This is a genomic window from Pantoea sp. B65, assembly GCF_047308185.1.
In the GTDB taxonomy this organism is placed as follows: Bacteria; Pseudomonadota; Gammaproteobacteria; order Enterobacterales; family Enterobacteriaceae; genus Erwinia.
Genome location: NZ_JAHXPU010000042.1, coordinates 152,351 through 169,072, shown reverse-complemented (window position 1 = coordinate 169,072; position 16,722 = coordinate 152,351). Strand labels below are relative to the sequence as shown.

The window sequence follows — 16,722 nt, the reverse complement described above, 5'->3', positions numbered from 1 at the left end:
CTTCCTTCCGTGCTTTTTCTTCGAGCTTTTGTGCGATAGTCATGATTATGTCTCCATGTTGCGGTAAACGCTGCACCAGAGTGCTGATAAAGGCGTCAGGATTTGCCGTATCCCCAACCATTAGCATGTAGTTGAATAACGCCTCCAGCTGTTCGGATGTATTGTAATCCAGCTGCAGCAGCATGACCAGTAGCGGCTCCAGTTCTGCCATATCACGCTGACGGATATGCTTCTGCACCAGTTCCTGCGCGGCAATACGCCGGTGCCTGATAATCTCATCGTCGCTGATCGTTGTAACATCCACCAGCGGAAAATCGCCGCAGTAAAGCTGCCGCGCTGCGTTCGTGTCACTGAATGCATCCATCCAGTTCATGGAATAGGGATAAGGTGCGATTTTACCGTGATAAAACAGGACTGGGATCACCAGCGGCAGTTCCTTTGCCTTTTTATGGTTATCCAGATGCCGCTGCATCGCCGCCAGTGCATAGCGCATCAGGCGGAAGGTCATCAGCCTGTCGGGGGTGCTCTGATGCTCAATCAAACAGTAAATATAGCCCTCCCCGCTGTCAGTCTGCAGCGAATAGAGAATGTCGGACTGAATGCCCCGCAGTTCACGATCGATGAAACTGCCTGACTCCAGCTGCAGTGTATTCAGGTCGCAGCGTTTCAGTAGTGCTGGCGGCAGGTGGATTTGCAGGAAATCCCGCGCGGTCTCAGTGCGGGTAAGGAATTGTTTGAAGACTGCGTCGTGCGGTGTGGGTGTGCCGGCATTCATTGCCTGTATCCTGTCGTCCGTTTGACATGGATGAACTTTATCACGGCTGTCCGCTGGTTAAAATTAAAACAGAGCATTTCTTGAGCAACAGGTAAAGCCAAAAATATACTCAGCTTATGTCGCGAGAAAGCAGGAACTTCACGCCAGATTATCCGTTACAGGCTGGTTATGCATGACTGAATCGCCACGGATAGTCCAGACACATCAGAGCCGTGGGAAATATAGGGCGGGAGCTGTCCAGCCTTACCCTGAAGCCAAAACGCCATTGGCGTTCATGCTAAACCTAATGGCTCACTAATAAGTAGCAACCAGCGTCAGACCCGCTCTGAGCGAGAAGCGCAAGTGACTTTTGGTCATCAATGAGCATCAGGCAGCGTCGTCAACTTAAAGGATGGCCACGAGCGCAATGGCGATGCATTTCGATATCCAAACTGCACACTTAGGGGCCACTTAAAATTAGGAAATTATCCCATATCAAGAGTTTGTGCTTAACGTAGAGTGGCACCCACTGAGCGAAAAACCTTACCGCAATGGATTTACGCAATCGTGCGGTTTAGGACTCACAAACTTCAGAGCAACAGCAATTCAGATAGTTACAGAAAATAGCTCTGGTGCAGAGTATTTTTCGTTTTCAGAAAGAACACCAAATACATTGCAAAGGATGCTTACCATGTCATTACGCACTTCACTATGCTTACTGGCCCTCCCCCTGTTTACTGGTTGCCAATATTTCCCTCATACGAATTACTTTAATGCACCTGATAATGAACCAAACCCCGCATGGATTCGTATAGTTAACTACACGCAACATGCTGGTATCTACCAATATGAAAATGGTGTCCGCTCAGGAGGCGTCATCCGGTCAGGTCCCCTACCATTCATCAACACGCAGGATATGGGCATGCCCAAAGCAGGGCAAAATTTGACCTCCGACTACTATGAAACACGCGTCCGGCCTGATATAAAAACAGAGGTGTCGATGATGTGGGAGGGGCCACGAACGAGGTCTTGCTACATCACAATCAAGTTCACCCCAAAAGCAGGGCGCTATTATCAGTTTATGCTGAATGAAGGCTCAGGAGATTTCTGTACCTCGGACGCTGTTCTAATCGAACGCGACAAAGACGGCGCTTCATGGCACCTCACTCCCAATCCTGACGTGACTTACAAATACGATGGACCAACTGCAAAAAAACGGTTCAATAACTCCAGTTTCGAAGACCCTAACTTCCACCCGAATCCGGAGCAGTATCCCGGCACAGCACTGTAGTTCATCATGAGCGAGTTTTTACCTTAATTTCAGGCAGTTTGGCGTTGTCCAGGCAGATGATTATATCGGCTGGCTGGCGGCAGAAGCTGCCGTTATGTGGCACTCCATCAGCTATGAGCGAGAAAGGGAAGTTCGCCGTTGTTCTTAGAACTGATAAAGGCATTAGTTACATCCCGGCGACTTAATTAACGGGAGCATGTCACGCCTGCAGGGTCGCGCCGCGCACTGCTCGCGCTCCTGCGTATCAACCAGCGTGGCGGTTATCAGTTTTTCCCCGTCAGATATCCTGCTTCCATTGCCAACATCAGGTGTAACTGTACCTGCAGGTCTTAAATGTTGCGGACCAGACCCGCTATATTCCGGATTCAGGCCTGATGTCACTGGCGTGTCGCCTGGCTGTCATGGCGGTGTCGTGTACAGTACCGGACTGATATGCAAGTATCATCACAGGCATTGCAGGGAACGAGAATAATGATCACTGTCGCTGAAAAGATGAAAACGTACCGTCTGAGAAAGGTCTGGTCACAGGAACAACTGGCTGAAGTCGCCTCTCTTCCACAGAAAGGAGATGATGTGGCGGTTCACCTGTACTGAAAAAGATTAACTTTCGTCACCGGGACAAATGATGGATACGGTACACTTTTTAAGAGAAACACCCGTATGGGTATGGATCCTACTGGCCTTTTTACTGCGCCGCGGTTTTACTGCTCTTTATGACCGGGAGATGGCAATCGGGCGGTTGTTTTTTCTTCCGCTGCTTTTTCTTGTCTGGGGAACATATGCCGTTATCACCGAGACAGAACTGGCTGGAATAAGCCTTACAATGATGGCAGCCGGACTGCTCGCAGGCACCGCACTCGGATACAGGTTATGGCGCTCACAACCACCGCTGAGAAATACAGATAATCCGGGCATGATTATCCGGGGTGGGACACCGCTAACCCTGGGATTGATTGTGATTGCTTTTTGTATGAAGTTTATCCTGACGTCGGCCCTTTATAGGCAGCCCGGATTACGGTCTACCGCAAGCTTTTGTATGCTGTTTGGCGGTGTGACGGGACTTGTTGACGGCGTATTCTGGGGGGGGACCCTGAGACTTTTCATACCCTGGTACAGTAAAAGATGACCAAGGGGTCCGCCGGAAAAACGGAAAATATCCGACCATAAGACTACTTTTTAAGCAGTCTGTTATGAGCTGTGACCTCACCGCAAGCTCTGAGAGTGAAAAAGCTGAACTATATGGGCAATGGGCATCCGCACTGTGCCTGCGCGAAATGGCCGTTTGTGTGACCGGCCATTCCCATTATCCAGTTGCACTCTCTAGCTCAGCAGCCGATCAACCATCCGTTGAGCGCGTTATTTCTTCCCATTGTTCTATTTCCTTACCCAATGCCGCGAGCTTTTGCCGCACCAAACTTAATGCATCACTACCTAATAATAAATGCGTTGGTGGGTTCTGGCTCTCAATCATTGCCAGCATGGCGTATGCAGCCTTAACCGGATCGCCGAGTTGCTTACCGCTTTTTTCCTTACGTGACTGACGAATGGGATCGAATAAAGCGTCATAGTCCGGGATGCTGCGAGCGCTGCGTACCATTGATCGTCCGGCCCAGTCGGTGCGAAAAGAGCCAGGCGCCACGGCGGTCACGTGTATATTGAACGGGGCAAGCTCTTTGCTTAACGTTTCTGATATTCCATCCAGCGCAAATTTGCTGCCGCAGTAATAACTGATGCCGGGCATGGTAATGAAACTGCCCATCGAGGTGATATTCATAATATGGCCGCGACGGCGCTGGCGCATGCCAGGTAGCACGGCTTTGATCATCGCCACTGCGCCAAACACATTTACGTCAAACTGGCGGCGCATATCTTCGAGCGAGGATTCTTCCATTATACCTTCATGGCCGTAACCGGCATTGTTCACAAGCACATCCAGCGGACCAACGGCAGACTCAATCTCCGCAACCACCCCATCAATACGCGCAAAGTCCGTGACATCAAGCAGGCGGCCGAAAGCCCGCTGCGCATCGAGCGCCTCGAAAGCCTGCTGTGCTTCGTGGTTGCGCACGGTACCGATGACCCGATGGCCTGCGGCGAGGGCTTCCTTCGCCAGCGCACGACCAAAGCCGCTGCTGACGCCGGTGATTAAAATTGTTTTTGCATATGTCATAAAAAGAACTCCCATGAACAGTGAAGGTTGCATGGTATTCTCTGTCCTGCCGCATTTTTAGGCCGTATATTGTCTTTTTCTTGCCTGATTTTATGAGGGACTGTGATGCCCGGGATGATCACCTTAATGAAAGCCCTTGCGGCGCAGGAGGGGTACAACCTGACTGCGTTACCTGATGTGCGAATTTTGCGTGCCGATCGCCCGCTTGCCAGAACGCCTGTGCTTTACGATCCGGGGATCGTGATTGTCTGCCAGGGCCGCAAACGCGGCTTTTTCGGTCAGCAGACCTATTTATATGACGAACAGCACTACCTGGCGGTTTCGGTGCCGGTGCCGTTTGTGATGGAAACCGACGCGTCGGCAGAACATCCGTTGCTGGCAATTTATATGCATCTGGATTTTCAGCTTGCCGCTGAACTGATGTTGCAGATTGAACAGCATGACGCCCCGCATCCTCCCGCCGCGCCGCAAAGCATGATGTCGAGCCCGATGGACGACGCGGTAAAAACGGCCGTGCTGCGCTTGCTTGAAGTCCTGAACAATCCGCTTGAGGCGGCGATCCTCGGCCCTGCGCGGGTGCGTGAGCTCTATTTCCGCGTATTGACGGGCACACAGGGAAATGCAATGCGCGCCACGCTGGCCTTGCAGGGGCAGTTCGGCAAAATAGGCAAAGTGCTACAGCGCATCCATGCCACCTACGCTGAGCAGTTAACGCTGACGCAACTGGCGATGGAAGCCGGAATGAGTGTGCCGACGTTTCATAGCCATTTCAAAGCGATAACCCGTCTGCCGCCGATGCAGTATGTGAAATCGGTACGTCTGCACCAGGCGCGGATGTTGATGGTGCGTCAGCATATCACCGCTGCCGCAGCGAGCTACGCCGTAGGCTATGAAAGTCCGTCGCAATTTAATCGCGAGTTCAAACGCCTGTTTGGTCTGCCACCGGCAGAGGAGATAAAACGCATGCAGCGTAACTTCGCCGTTCCGCCTGTGCAGCAAGCGTCGGTATTTGTTTCTTCACATTAAGGCTTATTCAGCATGGCTGGATATTCCGTGAGGTATGGCATGGGTTAAATCGGTGAGGTCGGTGAACCTGTCAGAGCAATCCTGAGAAATATAAAATGTCAGATTTGACATGTTTTATGAATTCCCTTCCCCGTCATCCTTAGCAGGATTCGTCAGCTGCAAGGTAAGAGGTTGGTAGAGGTATGCGCCGGGCAGATCTGCCAACTGCGCGGCATTTTTACGCCCCACCACATATGCAACGCGCTGTTCCGGAGTTCTGTCCAGCCCTGACGCCTGCATCGCCAGCGCACGGTATCCCAACCCGGTCTCAATAAAGCTGAGCGGCTGTGAACTGAGCAGCAGTATTTCATCTGCGGATACGGCGGGCGCCGGGCCTTCACACTTATACAGGTTACGATGCCAGTCAGTGATATGCTCCTGCCAGCGCGAAAAATTACCGCCGCCTTTTAGCCTGTACTCTTCGCTGTTAATCACATCCGCATCCTTCACTGTATGGATCGCAAGATATACCGGGCAGCCAGGTTTTAGGGCCTGGAAACGCTGGGAGGTGCTGAATCCGGTGACGGAGACCAACGCAGGCAGTTTTTCGTCACTGTAAAATTCATTCCACTCTTCCTCGCTTTTAGGGTCGGTATAGCTGCACTCCACGATGTAGAACATTGGCTCACCTCTGCATAAATAAACAGCAGGAACCTGATGAACCTGCTTAGTGATTTTTATTCATGCTACACGCTGCATTTTCGGCTATAAATCGATATTATTTCAGCAATTAGTGACATTTAGTCACCAACAACGCATCACACTCCGAGAAAAAGGCAATTTTAATGCGCAGAAAAATTCCCAGCAGCGCTTCGCTACAGGCTTTTGAGGCCGCAGCGAGACACGGTAATTTTGCCCGGGCCGCAGAGGAATTATCGCTGACGGAAGGCGCCATCAGTCGACAAATTGCCCGCCTTGAATCTCTGCTCAATTGCCGACTGTTTGACCGTACGGGAACCCGGGTAAAGCTCAATCCAGTCGGAGCTCGCTATGCGCATCACGTACGAGAAATGCTCGAACGGCTAGACAGGGACACTCAGTACGTAATGGGCATGCCGGAAGGCAGTAGAAGCCTGGAAATTGCCGCCCTGCCGACGTTTTGCAGTCGATGGCTCATTCCCCGGCTCAGCGGCTTCACATCCCGGTACCCGGACATCACATTGAATATTGCGGCCAGAACCGATCCTTTTATCCTCACGGGGAGTGGCTTTGACGCTGCGATTCATTTTGCGCATCCCGCATGGGCAGGCATGCATACGCAGACTCTCTTTCAGGAGAAACTGGTGCCGGTATGCCATCCCGCATTGTTAACAGAAAAGAATATCTTTGATCAGTTGAATAAACTGCCGCGCATTCACCGGCGGCAGAATCCGGAAGCATGGCCTCATTATGCTCAGCAGAGCGGGATAGCGCTTGATAACCCGGCGCAGGGTGTCCGGTATGACCTTCATGAAATGGCAATAGCTGCCGCATTGGCCGGACATGGCGTAGCAATGGTGCCGCGCATATATGTCGAAAAAGAGCTTAATAGAGGAGCGCTTGTTGCGCCCTGGCCGGAATCAGACTATCTGAGCAAAACATTCTGTTTAGTGAAACCAGCAGAAACAGGAATCAATGAACCTGCCCTGCAAGATTTTGAACGCTGGTTACAGGCTGAATCATTAATAGGTACATGACATAGCCATGGGCGGTTTTATGCAAGCAGCAGACGTTACTTATATCACCAGGGGAGCAGGCCACGGGATCAGGAAATGGTTTGGCTGCCCGAGGACTAACGATGCCTTAGCCGTCAAAAGAAATGCAGGACGTTTTTATTTCGTGATCACCTGCTGCGCGCGGGCCGTTGCGTTGCCGGGATCACCCACTCCCTGCCACTGTGTTAACCCCGGTTCGGGGGCAGCCCGGCGGTGGCGATTCAGTCTGCTTTTCTGCAAGATGGACGACAGAGAAAGGATTCGCCCTTAAGGCGTGATGGATACGCTCGCGGACAATCCTGCCACTAACTCGATCCCCGCAGGTAACTTATCGATATGGATGCGTACCGGCACTCGCTGCGCAAGTCGCACCCAGTTAAACGTGGGATCGACCTCTGGCAGGCCAAGCCCACCCGTCTCGTCATTGCTGTCGCTTATTCCATGTCCGATACTTTCAACATGGCCGGTTATTACAGATTCAAATCCCATAAGAGCGATCTGTGCGGTGTTCCCCACGCGAATATGACGTAGCTTCGTCTCCTCAAAATAGCCAACAATCCAGAAACTCTTCGCATCGATGATGGCAACTTTTGTCACTCCAGCGGTTGCATAATCACCGGGGCGCAGCCTGAGATGCGTGACATAACCAGCTACCGGTGCCCGAACCGTGGCATGTGATAAATTAAGCTGTGCCAGTTCCAGCGCAGCCAGCGCCCCATGATAATTCGCCGCCGCGACATTTGCCGCACTGTCTGTTTGTTGTAAATCCTCGGTGGAAATAACGCCTTTGATCCGGGAACGCCGTCTGGCCGCATCCTGACGCATTAACATCTCATGACGTTTAGCTTCGACTTCAGCCTGCGCGCTGACCACCGCCAGTTTCAACCAGTGCGGATCTATCGAATAGAGATCATCGCCACGATTAATCCACTGATTATCGCTTACTGCAACACTGCTTACTGGCCCGGAAACATCAGGCGCAATCTGCACCACATCAGCACCAACCCGACCATCGCGGGTCCACGGCCTCTGCGCATAATGTTTCCACATCATGAAAGCCAGGCTGGTTGCCACCACGACTGCGGTTAACGTAAGCGCATAGCGGCTTAACAAAGAGAGAAATGATTTCATGCTAATAACCCCAGCGCGTTCAACCCCTGCATAAGCAGGAAAAAGCTCACAATATACGTTGAGAAATCAATCAGCGGACGACAAGGCAAGCTACGATAGAGTCTGCTGAAAGTGAGAAGAGGCACGAATAGCAACGTGCAAAACAAACTAACGAGCGCGATAACCAGCAGGCCGGGGAAAAAGACACCGCCGATATTAATGTCATTAATCATCAGTTTGCCCCTTATGCTGTTCTCGCAATGCGCAGTGCAAATCAATCAGTCGGTCAATGAGCTGGCGCGATTGTTGATGTTCCTCAGCAGAATAAATGCTAATCATTGATTCAATACGTTGGCGTAAGAGCCTGGTGTCTGTCTCGCGGCTAAGCACGTTAAGCACCTCGTTAATCTCTTTGGCAGTTTCACTGCCAGTCTGCGGATGAAAACGCCGTAAATGCATGACGGAGAGGCCAATACGTAGATAGTGCAACATTTGGTTAAGCGCCTTTTCTGATGATTGCCTGCTCCGCGGCAAGCGCGGCAGTAACAATGCGGTTCTGTCTATCATCAAATTCGTCCAGTGCACCTCATCCGGAGTAAAAACGCCCTTCACGCTGCGCCGGATGTCGCGCCGGCAAATTTGTAGCAGACGATGTATGGCAGAGTCGGCCTGCACGGTTTGCAGCAAACTCATGCTGACCACAGCAAAGCCGGTCGCGGAAAATAATGCGATGGCGGTGTTTACCGCCGCGGCGAAGTCTCCGCTGTAGTGGGCGCCTAACTCGCATAAAATGGGCAGCGTCAGTGTGATCCCCATGGCCATAAAGGTGGTGGCTGGCCGCGCCTGCAGCGATCCGGCCAGCAGATATGCCGGCGCCAGTACCGCAACCAGCACATTGAACTCTGTAACCTGAGGAAGCAGGGCAAAGCTGTAGAGCAGACTGATAATCACGCCCCAGGCTGAACCAATAATATATTTGACAAGATGCGGGGCCGGAGTGTCGAAACTGCCAAACAGTGTGCAGCAGACCCCGAGGATAGAAACCGCTGTGCTGCCATCAGGCCAGGCTGAGTCAATCCATAACAGGCAGCCACTCAGTATTGTCACGAAAGCGCCCAGCGCAGTACGTGCAGCGGTAAGATTATCACGATGGAAAACATAGCCTTTCACAGCCTTGTCTTCTGCCTGCATTTGCGCGGGTTTCGCATGATGGATGGCTTCAGCAAGGCGCTCGCATTGTTGCAGGAGGAGGATGGCCTCGTTAAGGTGACGGGTAAAACTCACTTGCAACTCTTCTTCAAATGTCAGCGCATTTGAAGCGAGCCGATTGGTTAACTTCGCACTGCATTCTTTCAGCGCTTCTCCCGTTATTTTTCGTTCACTCTCATTCTGACAAGCAAGCCAACTCTGCACATCTTTCAGCAGCAGCTGTATGTCGGCAGGTATCGTACTGATCATCTGCATACGATCACGTAATTCACAGCTCACAATTAACAATCGCGCCAGTTTGTCATGGATGACTTTTCTGGCATTGCGGACAGGAACTGAGATGGCAAAGTCGTAGGGAATATGATGGCTTATACCCTGCAGGAACTGCAACGCCAGCGCCAGCCGCAAGTTCCCTGAAATCTCATCGGCTTTGCCTGTTAATGTGTCCGCAATCATCTGCCGCGCAAAACACAGCGTTTCCAATATTTTGCTGTTGAACAGCCCTGATATACGCTTTGGCAAAATATACCTGTGAATAAGCGCTGCGCAGAGGATACCAATAACGATCTCCTGCACCCGGGTAATGGCTGTATCAAAAATCGCGCCGGGATCAAATACCGCGGGAAAACCAATCAGACTCGCGGTGTAACCGGCCAATACAAAGGCGTAGGCGCGGGGCGAGCGTTCGATCAGTGATAAGTAAAGGCAAAAAGTAATCCAGCCAGTGAGTATCACACTGCAAAAGATCGGCATATTAACGAAAGCAGGCACAATCAAAACGGTCGCCCCGGCTCCGATTATGGTTCCGGCCAGACGATAGACGCTTCTGCTCAGCGAGGCGCCAACCGACGTTTGCGAAACAATATAAACGGTTATGATTGCCCAGGAGGGCCTTTCAAGACCTATCGATAAGGCGATGTAATAAGCGAGCATCGCGGCTGCAAAGCTCTTGACGGAATACAGCAAGGCATTTGCATCGTTCTGCAACCTCGATGAGACCAGTGTTGCGCCCGCACGATGGAACACGACATATATAGCCCGCAAAAAACGGCAGTGGGAGAAGTCTATTTTGCTCATGCCGGCAATTATTACCGGGTTGCGCGCTCCCTTAAATACTCTATTCTGTCAAAAAATACCTAAATGTTGCCAATAATATGACAGCACAATATGCCACTACATTGTTTGACCCCGACGCCACAGCGTGCCCGGCAGTAGCGCGTCATCTTGATTTCATTGATTACGCAGCAGAAGTGCCGGTCCATACACATCGGAAAGGGCAATTAATTATTGCGTTGTATGGCGCAGTTATCTGTCGCGCGCAAAATGAGATATGGATAGTGCCGCCTCACTGTGCCGTATGGATCCCCGGAGGGATCCCGCATAGCGCGGGAGCCACCTGGAACGCACATCTTAATTATTTATTCATTGAACCCGGAGCCGCCGCACTCCCGGATCGGTGTTGCACGCTGGCAATTTCTCAGTTGATTAAAGAATTAGTTGATCGTTTAACCCGCGAGAGCGCTGATTACCCACCGGATAGTCATATTGCCAGGCTGACCAGAGTGACACTTGATGAATTAGTCACGATGCCGCAGCAGAACTTCAGCTTGCCTGTCTCTGCTCATCCCAAAATACGTGCCATGGCCGATACGCTGGTGAGCCATCCTGAAGATCGGAGCACTTTTAAAGCATGGGCGAAACGACTGGCGCTCAGTGAGCGTTCATTGGCACGATTGATGCTGCGCGAGACTGGGCTGACCTTCGGGCGATGGCGTCAGCAACTCCATTTGATTATTGCTCTACAAGAGTTAGCCAGCGGCGTATCTGTACAAAATGTGGCAGAAAAACTAGGGTATGAGTCCGTTAATGCCTTTATAACCATGTTCAGGAAAACGATGGGCAGCACGCCAGCTCACTATTTTGCCGAACGAAAAATACAGGCACCCTAACCCGCGCACGCTAATAATGCGCCGTGATGTTTTTAACGCCCCACAACACCGGTCCCAGGCAGCTTAGAGCGAACAGCGGACGTTGGTGATCAGTAGCTTTAGCCAAATTACAGGTATGAGCCGCTAATATAAGCGGCTGTATCTATAAATTATTCTGAGTAGCAGTGTTCGGGCGCCGGGAAGCTGCCGTCTTTAACTGCTGCAATGTAGCTTTTTACCGCGCCCTGGATGTCATTCTGTCCTTTCATAAAGTTTTTTACGAATTTTGGGGACCTGCCGGTGATGCTCAGGCCAAGCATGTCATGCAGCACCAGTACCTGTCCGTCGGTGTCCGGGCCGGCGCCGATGCCGATGACCGGTACGGACACCGTCTCACTCAGCGCTCTGCCCAGTGAGGCGGGGACGGCTTCAACCAGCACCATCGCCGCGCCGGCTTCTTCAAGCTTTTTCGCGGTATCGATGAGGGCGGCTGCCTGCTGGCTGTCCCGCCCCTGCACCTTAAAGCCGCCAAAGACATTAACCGACTGCGGGGTGAGCCCGATATGTGCGCAGACCGGTATACCGTTGCGCGTCAGCTGGCGCACCGTGTCGCACAGCCACTCTCCGCCCTCAATCTTGACCATCTGAGCACCGGCCTGCATCAGCTGCGCCGAGCTGTGCAGGGCCTGCTCAGGCGAAGAGGAGGTCATGAAAGAAAGGTCGGCGATAATGAAGCCGCCGTTATTTCCGCGCTTTACGCAGGCCGTGTGATAAACCATATCTTCCAGCCTGACCGGCAGGGTGCTGTCATGGCCCTGCAGGATCATCCCCAGCGTATCGCCGATGAGGAGCATCTCCACGCCCGCCGTGCTCAGCTCGTGCGCAAACGTGGCGTCGTAGCAGGTGAGCATGGTGATCTTCTCGCCGCGCTGCTTGAGGTTTTTCAGGTGTGTCAGTGTGATTGATGGCATGGTGTTCTCAGCTAAATCGTTGTATTAGTGAAGGATATTGCGGGTGCGAGAATACCGGCTCCCGGCAACGCTTGATTATATTTTTCAATCCGCCAGAGGCCTTCGAGTCCCGGCGTGCCGCAGCGCAGATAAAACGCACCGCTTTTTATCCGGAGTTCCGGCTGCGTCAGCGGGGTATGACATATTTCCCTGACGGCGGCAGGCGCAGGCGCGGTGCTTTTCATGCCCAGCATGAACAGGCTCAGGTATACCAGCGCCAGACCCACACCGGCAATGATTCCCGCCCTGATGGTATAGCGTGTAACCTGTGCCTGAGACGTCATGTCCCTGCGCTGAGTGTATTCATAGAGTACCTGCTGCATGATGTATTATTGATTAGCCCCTGTGGCCGCGCGTCAGAGAAACTGCTCTGCCAGCAGCAGGGCCGCAACAATGATCATCAGGCCGCCTGAGATCCGGCTGACATTCAGCGCAGCGCGCGGGCGCGTCCGGAGCACCGTGCCGGAGCCATACCCCACCAGCAGGTAGACCACACCGCAGCTGATCACATGTACCAGCCCCAGCGCGGTCATCTGCAGCGGAAGCGGCCAGGCGGCGTGGACGTCGGTGAACTGAGGCAGCAGGGCTAAAAACAGCAGAAAGACCTTTGGATTAAGACCGCTGATGCAAAAACCCTTAAGCGCCCACTTCAGTCGCGAACCGGCATCTTCATTCTGCTCCGCCACCGGCGCTGACGGGTGGCGCAGCATGCCAATGCCGAGCCAGAGAAGATAGCCAGCGCCGGCAACGGTCAGAGCGGTCAGTACGCCCGGTGCGCCCGCAATGACCGAGCCGACGCCCGCTGCCACTATAAGCGTTGCAACAAGATGACCGCTCAGCATGCCGGCTACTGCTGGCATAACCCGGCGTCCCCGAATGCCGGCTGAAATGGCGTAGGCCCAGTCGGCACCCGGCGTGATGACGAAAAGCACGGAAACAGCCCAGAACGCGGCGAACATACTCATTGACATGCGCCGTTATCCTCATAGGTCGCATTTCTGACCGGCCCTTTATCAGTGTCTGAAAACTGCATGTATTGAAACCCTTTCCTGACTGATACGTTTAAAAGAGAAGAAAGATTATCGCTTTTTATGCGGAATGTGCTTTCATTTACAGCATAAAAACGTATACAAGCCGGGAGGTTATTAGGAATGGACAGAACAGACTGCAATATTCTTGCAGAGCTTCAGCAGGACGGACGACTTTCGCTAACTGACCTGGCGGAACGGGTGGGGATCAGCTTATCATCCTGCCAGCGTCGGGTCAGAGCACTTGAACAGGAAGGTGTTATCAGCGGCTACCGGGCGTATCTCGACCCGGCCAGATTCGGGCTGAACTTTTCCGCCATAGTCTTCGTCACCCTGCGCGAGGGAGACCGGCAGGCGGTCAGCACCTTCGAGGCGGCATTAAAAGAGATACCGCAAATTATTCAGGCGCAGCGACTGTTTGGCGATCCGGATTATCTGCTACACGTTATCACCCGGGACCTGCCGGCTTTTCAGCAGCTGTATGATGAAAAACTCTCCGGTATGCCAGGGGTGCAGCGGCTTACCTCAACGCTGGTTATGAAAACGGTTGTGAAAGACCGTGCCCTGCCTGTCTGACGCTTGAGCAGTACCTCAGCCAATCAATATTTTACAGGAAGTTTTTTGGCACTGAGAAAACGTTGTGCTCAGGATCGTTATAAAAGTCGAACGTCCACTGTTGGCACTTCCCTGCCTCTAGGTGCTGAAAAAAACGTCAGTCATGACAACTGAAATGGACGAGGTATCTGCCATATGGTGAATCAATGACGAACTCATCGTGTAGAGAGCCATACCATATAGGAGGGCTAGTTGTGAGTGTAAATAGCCGAGCATTACCGGTCATTTCAGTGAGATCATCTTTAAAATTGGCAAGCAGTTTCTGCTTGAGTGAGCGAGGTAGTTGTTGTGTGTCCGGTTTGATTAGACCATTACAGTTGAACTCACAGCGAAAAGCAGACCGTTCGGCGTTACAACCGGAATGGCTCTCATGCCACAATGAAGACCTGACTGACTACAATGTGCCTTGAACAAAGAGAGAGCTGTTCACAGGGGCTTCCCCTGTTGTGCCAGGAAGTACATAATTGATTGATATTTAAACACCACATGGCGTCTTTATGGCATCTTTTCTGAAGTGCGGGGTTACTCTGTATGAATGTGCCGCAAACAAAATCTGAATTGCTTTTAGCAATTGATAAAAATTTCAATAAATTAATTAGTTATCTTAATGCCATCCCCGCCGAACTTACCTCAGATAACTCAATGGATGGACACTGCAAGGGCACGGAAATGAGTGTTCGTGATCTGGTTTCCTATCTGCTCGGGTGGAACACCCTGGTTGTAAAGTGGATCACTTCTGATGAGAAAGGAGTGCCCGTTAATTTCCCGGAAACCGGTTTTAAGTGGAATCAACTGGGGCTTCTGGCGCAAAAATTTTACTCTGATTATAGCGGATTGAATTATAACGCGTTAATCACTGAGCTCGAGGCAGTAAAAGATAAAATAGTGAAACTTATTGATGAGCGCACAGATGACGCTTTGTATGGTAAACCATGGTACACAAAATGGACTATGGGGCGCATGATCTCATTTAACACATCATCACCCTATGCCAATGCTAATGGCAGATTAAGAAAATGGGCGAAAAATAATAATATCAGCTTAAAATAAAAAAACTCTGTGAGCTTGCCTCATCATCATTGACTAATAATACGCCGTGCTGTTTGTCATGTCCGCTTCCGGCACGCCCTGTTGACCAACAGGTTAGCGAGAATTTATACGAACAACCGTGTCTGAATCGATAACCGATGTGAACCACCGAGCTGAAGTGCGACCAGCTCAACGATTTTTTGTGGTGAGGTAATGGACATCACTTACCAGGAAATTGCCTAAAAGCAGAGGAGAGGACGACTGAAGGCGAATGTTTCAATACCTGAGTGGTTACAGCAACTGGTCGCCCGCAATATCGAATGTTGTCCCGTTTCGTCAGAGAGAATGGCGGCCACAGCACGGCCAATATCATCCGGCAGACCCACACGTCCCAGCGCGATCCCCTGAGCCACAAAAGCATTCACATCTTTATTATCACGCACTGCGCCATCGCCAAAAGTGAGCGAGAAGCAGACATAGTACTAAGAAGAGATTAGATCAACAGGTACCTGACACAATTAAATCTGATTTGCACACTTGGGCAAAGGCATGAATAAGGGTTTGCCACCCTATTCGCAAAAATGCTCCACCTTGCATTTCGGTCGCCATTTATTGGCGACCGGTTCGCGTATAAAACTGATCTTAATTATTTCACCAGGATCTGTCCCACATCGATACGATTTCCATCCGGATCGGCGAAAACAAATGCCCGAATGCCATAATCTTTATCTTGTATGCCTTTAACAATCCTGGCACCAATTTCCTGACAAAGGGTATATAAGGCATTTGCATCATCAACAAGAAGATGAGCGATAGGATAGGAAGCAGCTTTGTGCTGTGGCTGGAGAGTCAAATGTAGTTCAGCCTCTTCACGCTTTATTATCACAAAGCCCACAGGATCTCCATTTTCAAATACATCTTTGAAATTCAGTCCGTTGATATAAAACTCTTTGGAAATCATGATATTTTTAACAGGTAACACGGCTGCTATACGACCAAATCTGACAAGATGCTGCATGATCAACCTCAGGATTGTTAATCAATAGCATAGCGATGGACGGTGCCGTAGCTAAGCGACTGGACGGTGCCAGATGATATATGAGGATATAATAGTTTTTGCCAGTGTGAAATTGAAACTTTTGAGGTGCTGTGACAAGACCTTATGTACTAACGCTCCGTTATGTAATCAAGGTCCGCTCCTGGCTGTGAGTTCAACTGATGGATGCAAGAACTAAAGATCGGCATAAGCAAGGAGCGGACGTCTGCCAGAAAATTATTTCTGGCGACCATCGCTTAGCCCCCTGCCCGGCAAATGTTATCTCTATGACAGACCCTGACAAGTGAGGATATTAGTGATGATGAGAACATCCCACTTGCAGGAATTCTGCAATTGCAGCCGTGACTGCCTGCGCAGCTTCAGTCGGAGGATGATGACCTGTTCCAGCCAGCAGGAGTAGACGGGCCTCAGGGATCAGAGTAGCTATCTCCTGACTCAGTTCAACAGGTGTTGCAGTGTCCTGTTCCCCACAGATGATCAATGTCGGAGCACTGATGTCAGCCAGTAGTGCCGTTATATCACCCCGTTCAAAAACCGCAGCATCCAATGCAAGGTAGCAAAACTGGAGAAAAAAATCTCTGGACGGGATCTGCCTCCTGCCGGAACATTGCTGTCAAACTCAAAATATCCGCTTCTGGCACTGACCCGTCTCTTTGACGTCGAACCACTATGAACGTAAAGCGGTCGAATTCTCCCGGCCGGGGCAGTATTGATAGGTCAGGCTCAGCCATGTCGATTCAGCGGGCAATTCTTGCTGACCCG

The 16,722-nt window shown here is 51.3% G+C and carries 19 protein-coding genes and 2 pseudogenes; 8 read left to right on the top strand and 13 right to left on the bottom strand.

What is annotated here, in order from left to right; translation table 11 throughout:
* Window positions 1–775: Rpn family recombination-promoting nuclease/putative transposase (locus tag JWF83_RS22180; protein ID WP_413650470.1), on the bottom strand; the 775-nt coding region annotated here is incomplete at its 3' end.
* Between the two features lie 670 nt (window positions 776–1,445).
* On the opposite strand from JWF83_RS22180, the gene JWF83_RS22175 reads away from it, so the two are divergent.
* Window positions 1,446–2,045, top strand: coding sequence for a hypothetical protein (locus JWF83_RS22175; protein ID WP_413652675.1), 600 nt, complete (start codon window positions 1,446–1,448; stop codon window positions 2,043–2,045).
* A 240-nt stretch (window positions 2,046–2,285) separates the two neighbouring features.
* On the opposite strand, the pseudogene JWF83_RS22170 reads toward JWF83_RS22175, so the two are convergent.
* Window positions 2,286–2,371, bottom strand: a pseudogene (locus JWF83_RS22170) (phosphoribulokinase); the annotation flags it as partial.
* A 145-nt stretch (window positions 2,372–2,516) separates the two neighbouring features.
* On the opposite strand from JWF83_RS22170, the gene JWF83_RS22165 reads away from it, so the two are divergent.
* Window positions 2,517–2,639 (top strand): hypothetical protein, encoded by a 123-nt coding sequence (locus tag JWF83_RS22165; RefSeq protein ID WP_413652674.1) that lies wholly within the window; start codon window positions 2,517–2,519, stop codon window positions 2,637–2,639.
* A 28-nt stretch (window positions 2,640–2,667) separates the two neighbouring features.
* Window positions 2,668–3,171 carry a DUF6622 family protein gene (locus JWF83_RS22160; protein WP_413652673.1) on the top strand — a complete coding sequence of 168 codons (504 nt, stop codon included), beginning with the start codon at window positions 2,668–2,670 and terminating at the stop codon, window positions 3,169–3,171.
* Window positions 3,172–3,381: 210 nt separating this feature from the next.
* Here the strand turns inward: JWF83_RS22160 and JWF83_RS22155 are convergent, their stop codons facing one another.
* Complete coding sequence (locus JWF83_RS22155) at window positions 3,382–4,215, bottom strand: oxidoreductase (protein ID WP_413652681.1); 834 nt, start codon at window positions 4,213–4,215, stop codon at window positions 3,382–3,384.
* Between the two features lie 105 nt (window positions 4,216–4,320).
* Between JWF83_RS22155 and JWF83_RS22150 the strand changes: the two genes are divergently transcribed.
* The gene (locus JWF83_RS22150; protein WP_413652672.1) at window positions 4,321–5,241 is read left to right on the top strand and encodes an AraC family transcriptional regulator; all 921 of its coding nucleotides are present in this window, start codon (window positions 4,321–4,323) and stop codon (window positions 5,239–5,241) included.
* Window positions 5,242–5,355: 114 nt separating this feature from the next.
* Here the strand turns inward: JWF83_RS22150 and JWF83_RS22145 are convergent, their stop codons facing one another.
* On the bottom strand, window positions 5,356–5,901 hold the full coding sequence (locus JWF83_RS22145) for a sugar ABC transporter (protein WP_413652671.1): 546 nt from the start codon (window positions 5,899–5,901) through the stop codon (window positions 5,356–5,358).
* Between the two features lie 164 nt (window positions 5,902–6,065).
* Here JWF83_RS22145 and JWF83_RS22140 point away from each other — a divergent pair, with 164 nt between their 5' ends.
* Window positions 6,066–6,956, top strand: coding sequence for a LysR substrate-binding domain-containing protein (locus JWF83_RS22140; RefSeq protein WP_413652670.1), 891 nt, complete (start codon window positions 6,066–6,068; stop codon window positions 6,954–6,956).
* 285 nt (window positions 6,957–7,241) lie between these two features.
* On the opposite strand, the gene JWF83_RS22135 is transcribed toward JWF83_RS22140, so the two are convergent.
* The 3 genes from JWF83_RS22135 to JWF83_RS22125 are packed head-to-tail and all read right to left on the bottom strand — an operon-like array spanning window position 7,242 to window position 10,370.
* The gene (locus tag JWF83_RS22135) at window positions 7,242–8,105 is read right to left on the bottom strand and encodes an efflux RND transporter periplasmic adaptor subunit (protein ID WP_413652669.1); all 864 of its coding nucleotides are present in this window, start codon (window positions 8,103–8,105) and stop codon (window positions 7,242–7,244) included.
* Entirely contained in the window at window positions 8,102–8,317 is a 216-nt protein-coding gene (locus JWF83_RS22130) for a DUF1656 domain-containing protein (protein WP_413652668.1), read from the bottom strand. Before JWF83_RS22130 ends, JWF83_RS22135 begins: the two co-directional genes overlap by 4 nt.
* Window positions 8,310–10,370 (bottom strand): FUSC family protein, encoded by a 2,061-nt coding sequence (locus JWF83_RS22125; protein WP_413652667.1) that lies wholly within the window; start codon window positions 10,368–10,370, stop codon window positions 8,310–8,312. Before JWF83_RS22125 ends, JWF83_RS22130 begins: the two co-directional genes overlap by 8 nt.
* A gap of 77 nt (window positions 10,371–10,447) precedes the next feature.
* Here JWF83_RS22125 and JWF83_RS22120 point away from each other — a divergent pair, with 77 nt between their 5' ends.
* Complete coding sequence (locus tag JWF83_RS22120) at window positions 10,448–11,242, top strand: AraC family transcriptional regulator (protein WP_413652666.1); 795 nt, start codon at window positions 10,448–10,450, stop codon at window positions 11,240–11,242.
* A 149-nt stretch (window positions 11,243–11,391) separates the two neighbouring features.
* Here the strand turns inward: JWF83_RS22120 and panB are convergent, their stop codons facing one another.
* The 3 genes from panB to JWF83_RS22105 are packed head-to-tail and all read right to left on the bottom strand — an operon-like array spanning window position 11,392 to window position 13,202.
* Window positions 11,392–12,192 carry a 3-methyl-2-oxobutanoate hydroxymethyltransferase gene (gene panB, locus JWF83_RS22115; RefSeq protein WP_413652665.1) on the bottom strand — a complete coding sequence of 267 codons (801 nt, stop codon included), beginning with the start codon at window positions 12,190–12,192 and terminating at the stop codon, window positions 11,392–11,394.
* Window positions 12,193–12,203: 11 nt separating this feature from the next.
* Window positions 12,204–12,554: a branched-chain amino acid transport system II carrier protein gene (locus JWF83_RS22110; protein WP_413652664.1), complete on the bottom strand. Its 351-nt coding sequence runs from the start codon at window positions 12,552–12,554 to the stop codon at window positions 12,204–12,206.
* A 33-nt stretch (window positions 12,555–12,587) separates the two neighbouring features.
* On the bottom strand, window positions 12,588–13,202 hold the full coding sequence (locus tag JWF83_RS22105) for a LysE family translocator (RefSeq protein WP_413652663.1): 615 nt from the start codon (window positions 13,200–13,202) through the stop codon (window positions 12,588–12,590).
* Window positions 13,203–13,382: 180 nt separating this feature from the next.
* On the opposite strand from JWF83_RS22105, the gene JWF83_RS22100 reads away from it, so the two are divergent.
* Together JWF83_RS22100 and JWF83_RS22095 are read left to right on the top strand one after the other, a co-directional pair.
* The gene (locus JWF83_RS22100) at window positions 13,383–13,835 is read left to right on the top strand and encodes an Lrp/AsnC family transcriptional regulator (RefSeq protein ID WP_181632558.1); all 453 of its coding nucleotides are present in this window, start codon (window positions 13,383–13,385) and stop codon (window positions 13,833–13,835) included.
* A 570-nt stretch (window positions 13,836–14,405) separates the two neighbouring features.
* The gene (locus JWF83_RS22095) at window positions 14,406–14,924 is read left to right on the top strand and encodes a ClbS/DfsB family four-helix bundle protein (RefSeq protein ID WP_413652662.1); all 519 of its coding nucleotides are present in this window, start codon (window positions 14,406–14,408) and stop codon (window positions 14,922–14,924) included.
* Window positions 14,925–15,142: 218 nt separating this feature from the next.
* Here JWF83_RS22095 and JWF83_RS22090 read toward each other — a convergent pair.
* From JWF83_RS22090 to JWF83_RS22080, 3 genes and pseudogenes are all read right to left on the bottom strand, one after another.
* Window positions 15,143–15,361: pseudogene (locus JWF83_RS22090) on the bottom strand (hypothetical protein); the annotation flags it as partial.
* A gap of 188 nt (window positions 15,362–15,549) precedes the next feature.
* Entirely contained in the window at window positions 15,550–15,921 is a 372-nt protein-coding gene (locus tag JWF83_RS22085; protein ID WP_413652661.1) for a VOC family protein, read from the bottom strand.
* 331 nt (window positions 15,922–16,252) lie between these two features.
* A complete protein-coding gene (locus JWF83_RS22080; protein WP_413652680.1) occupies window positions 16,253–16,549 on the bottom strand; it encodes an alpha/beta fold hydrolase in 297 nt (98 codons plus the stop codon).
* Window positions 16,550–16,722 lie beyond the last annotated feature (173 nt).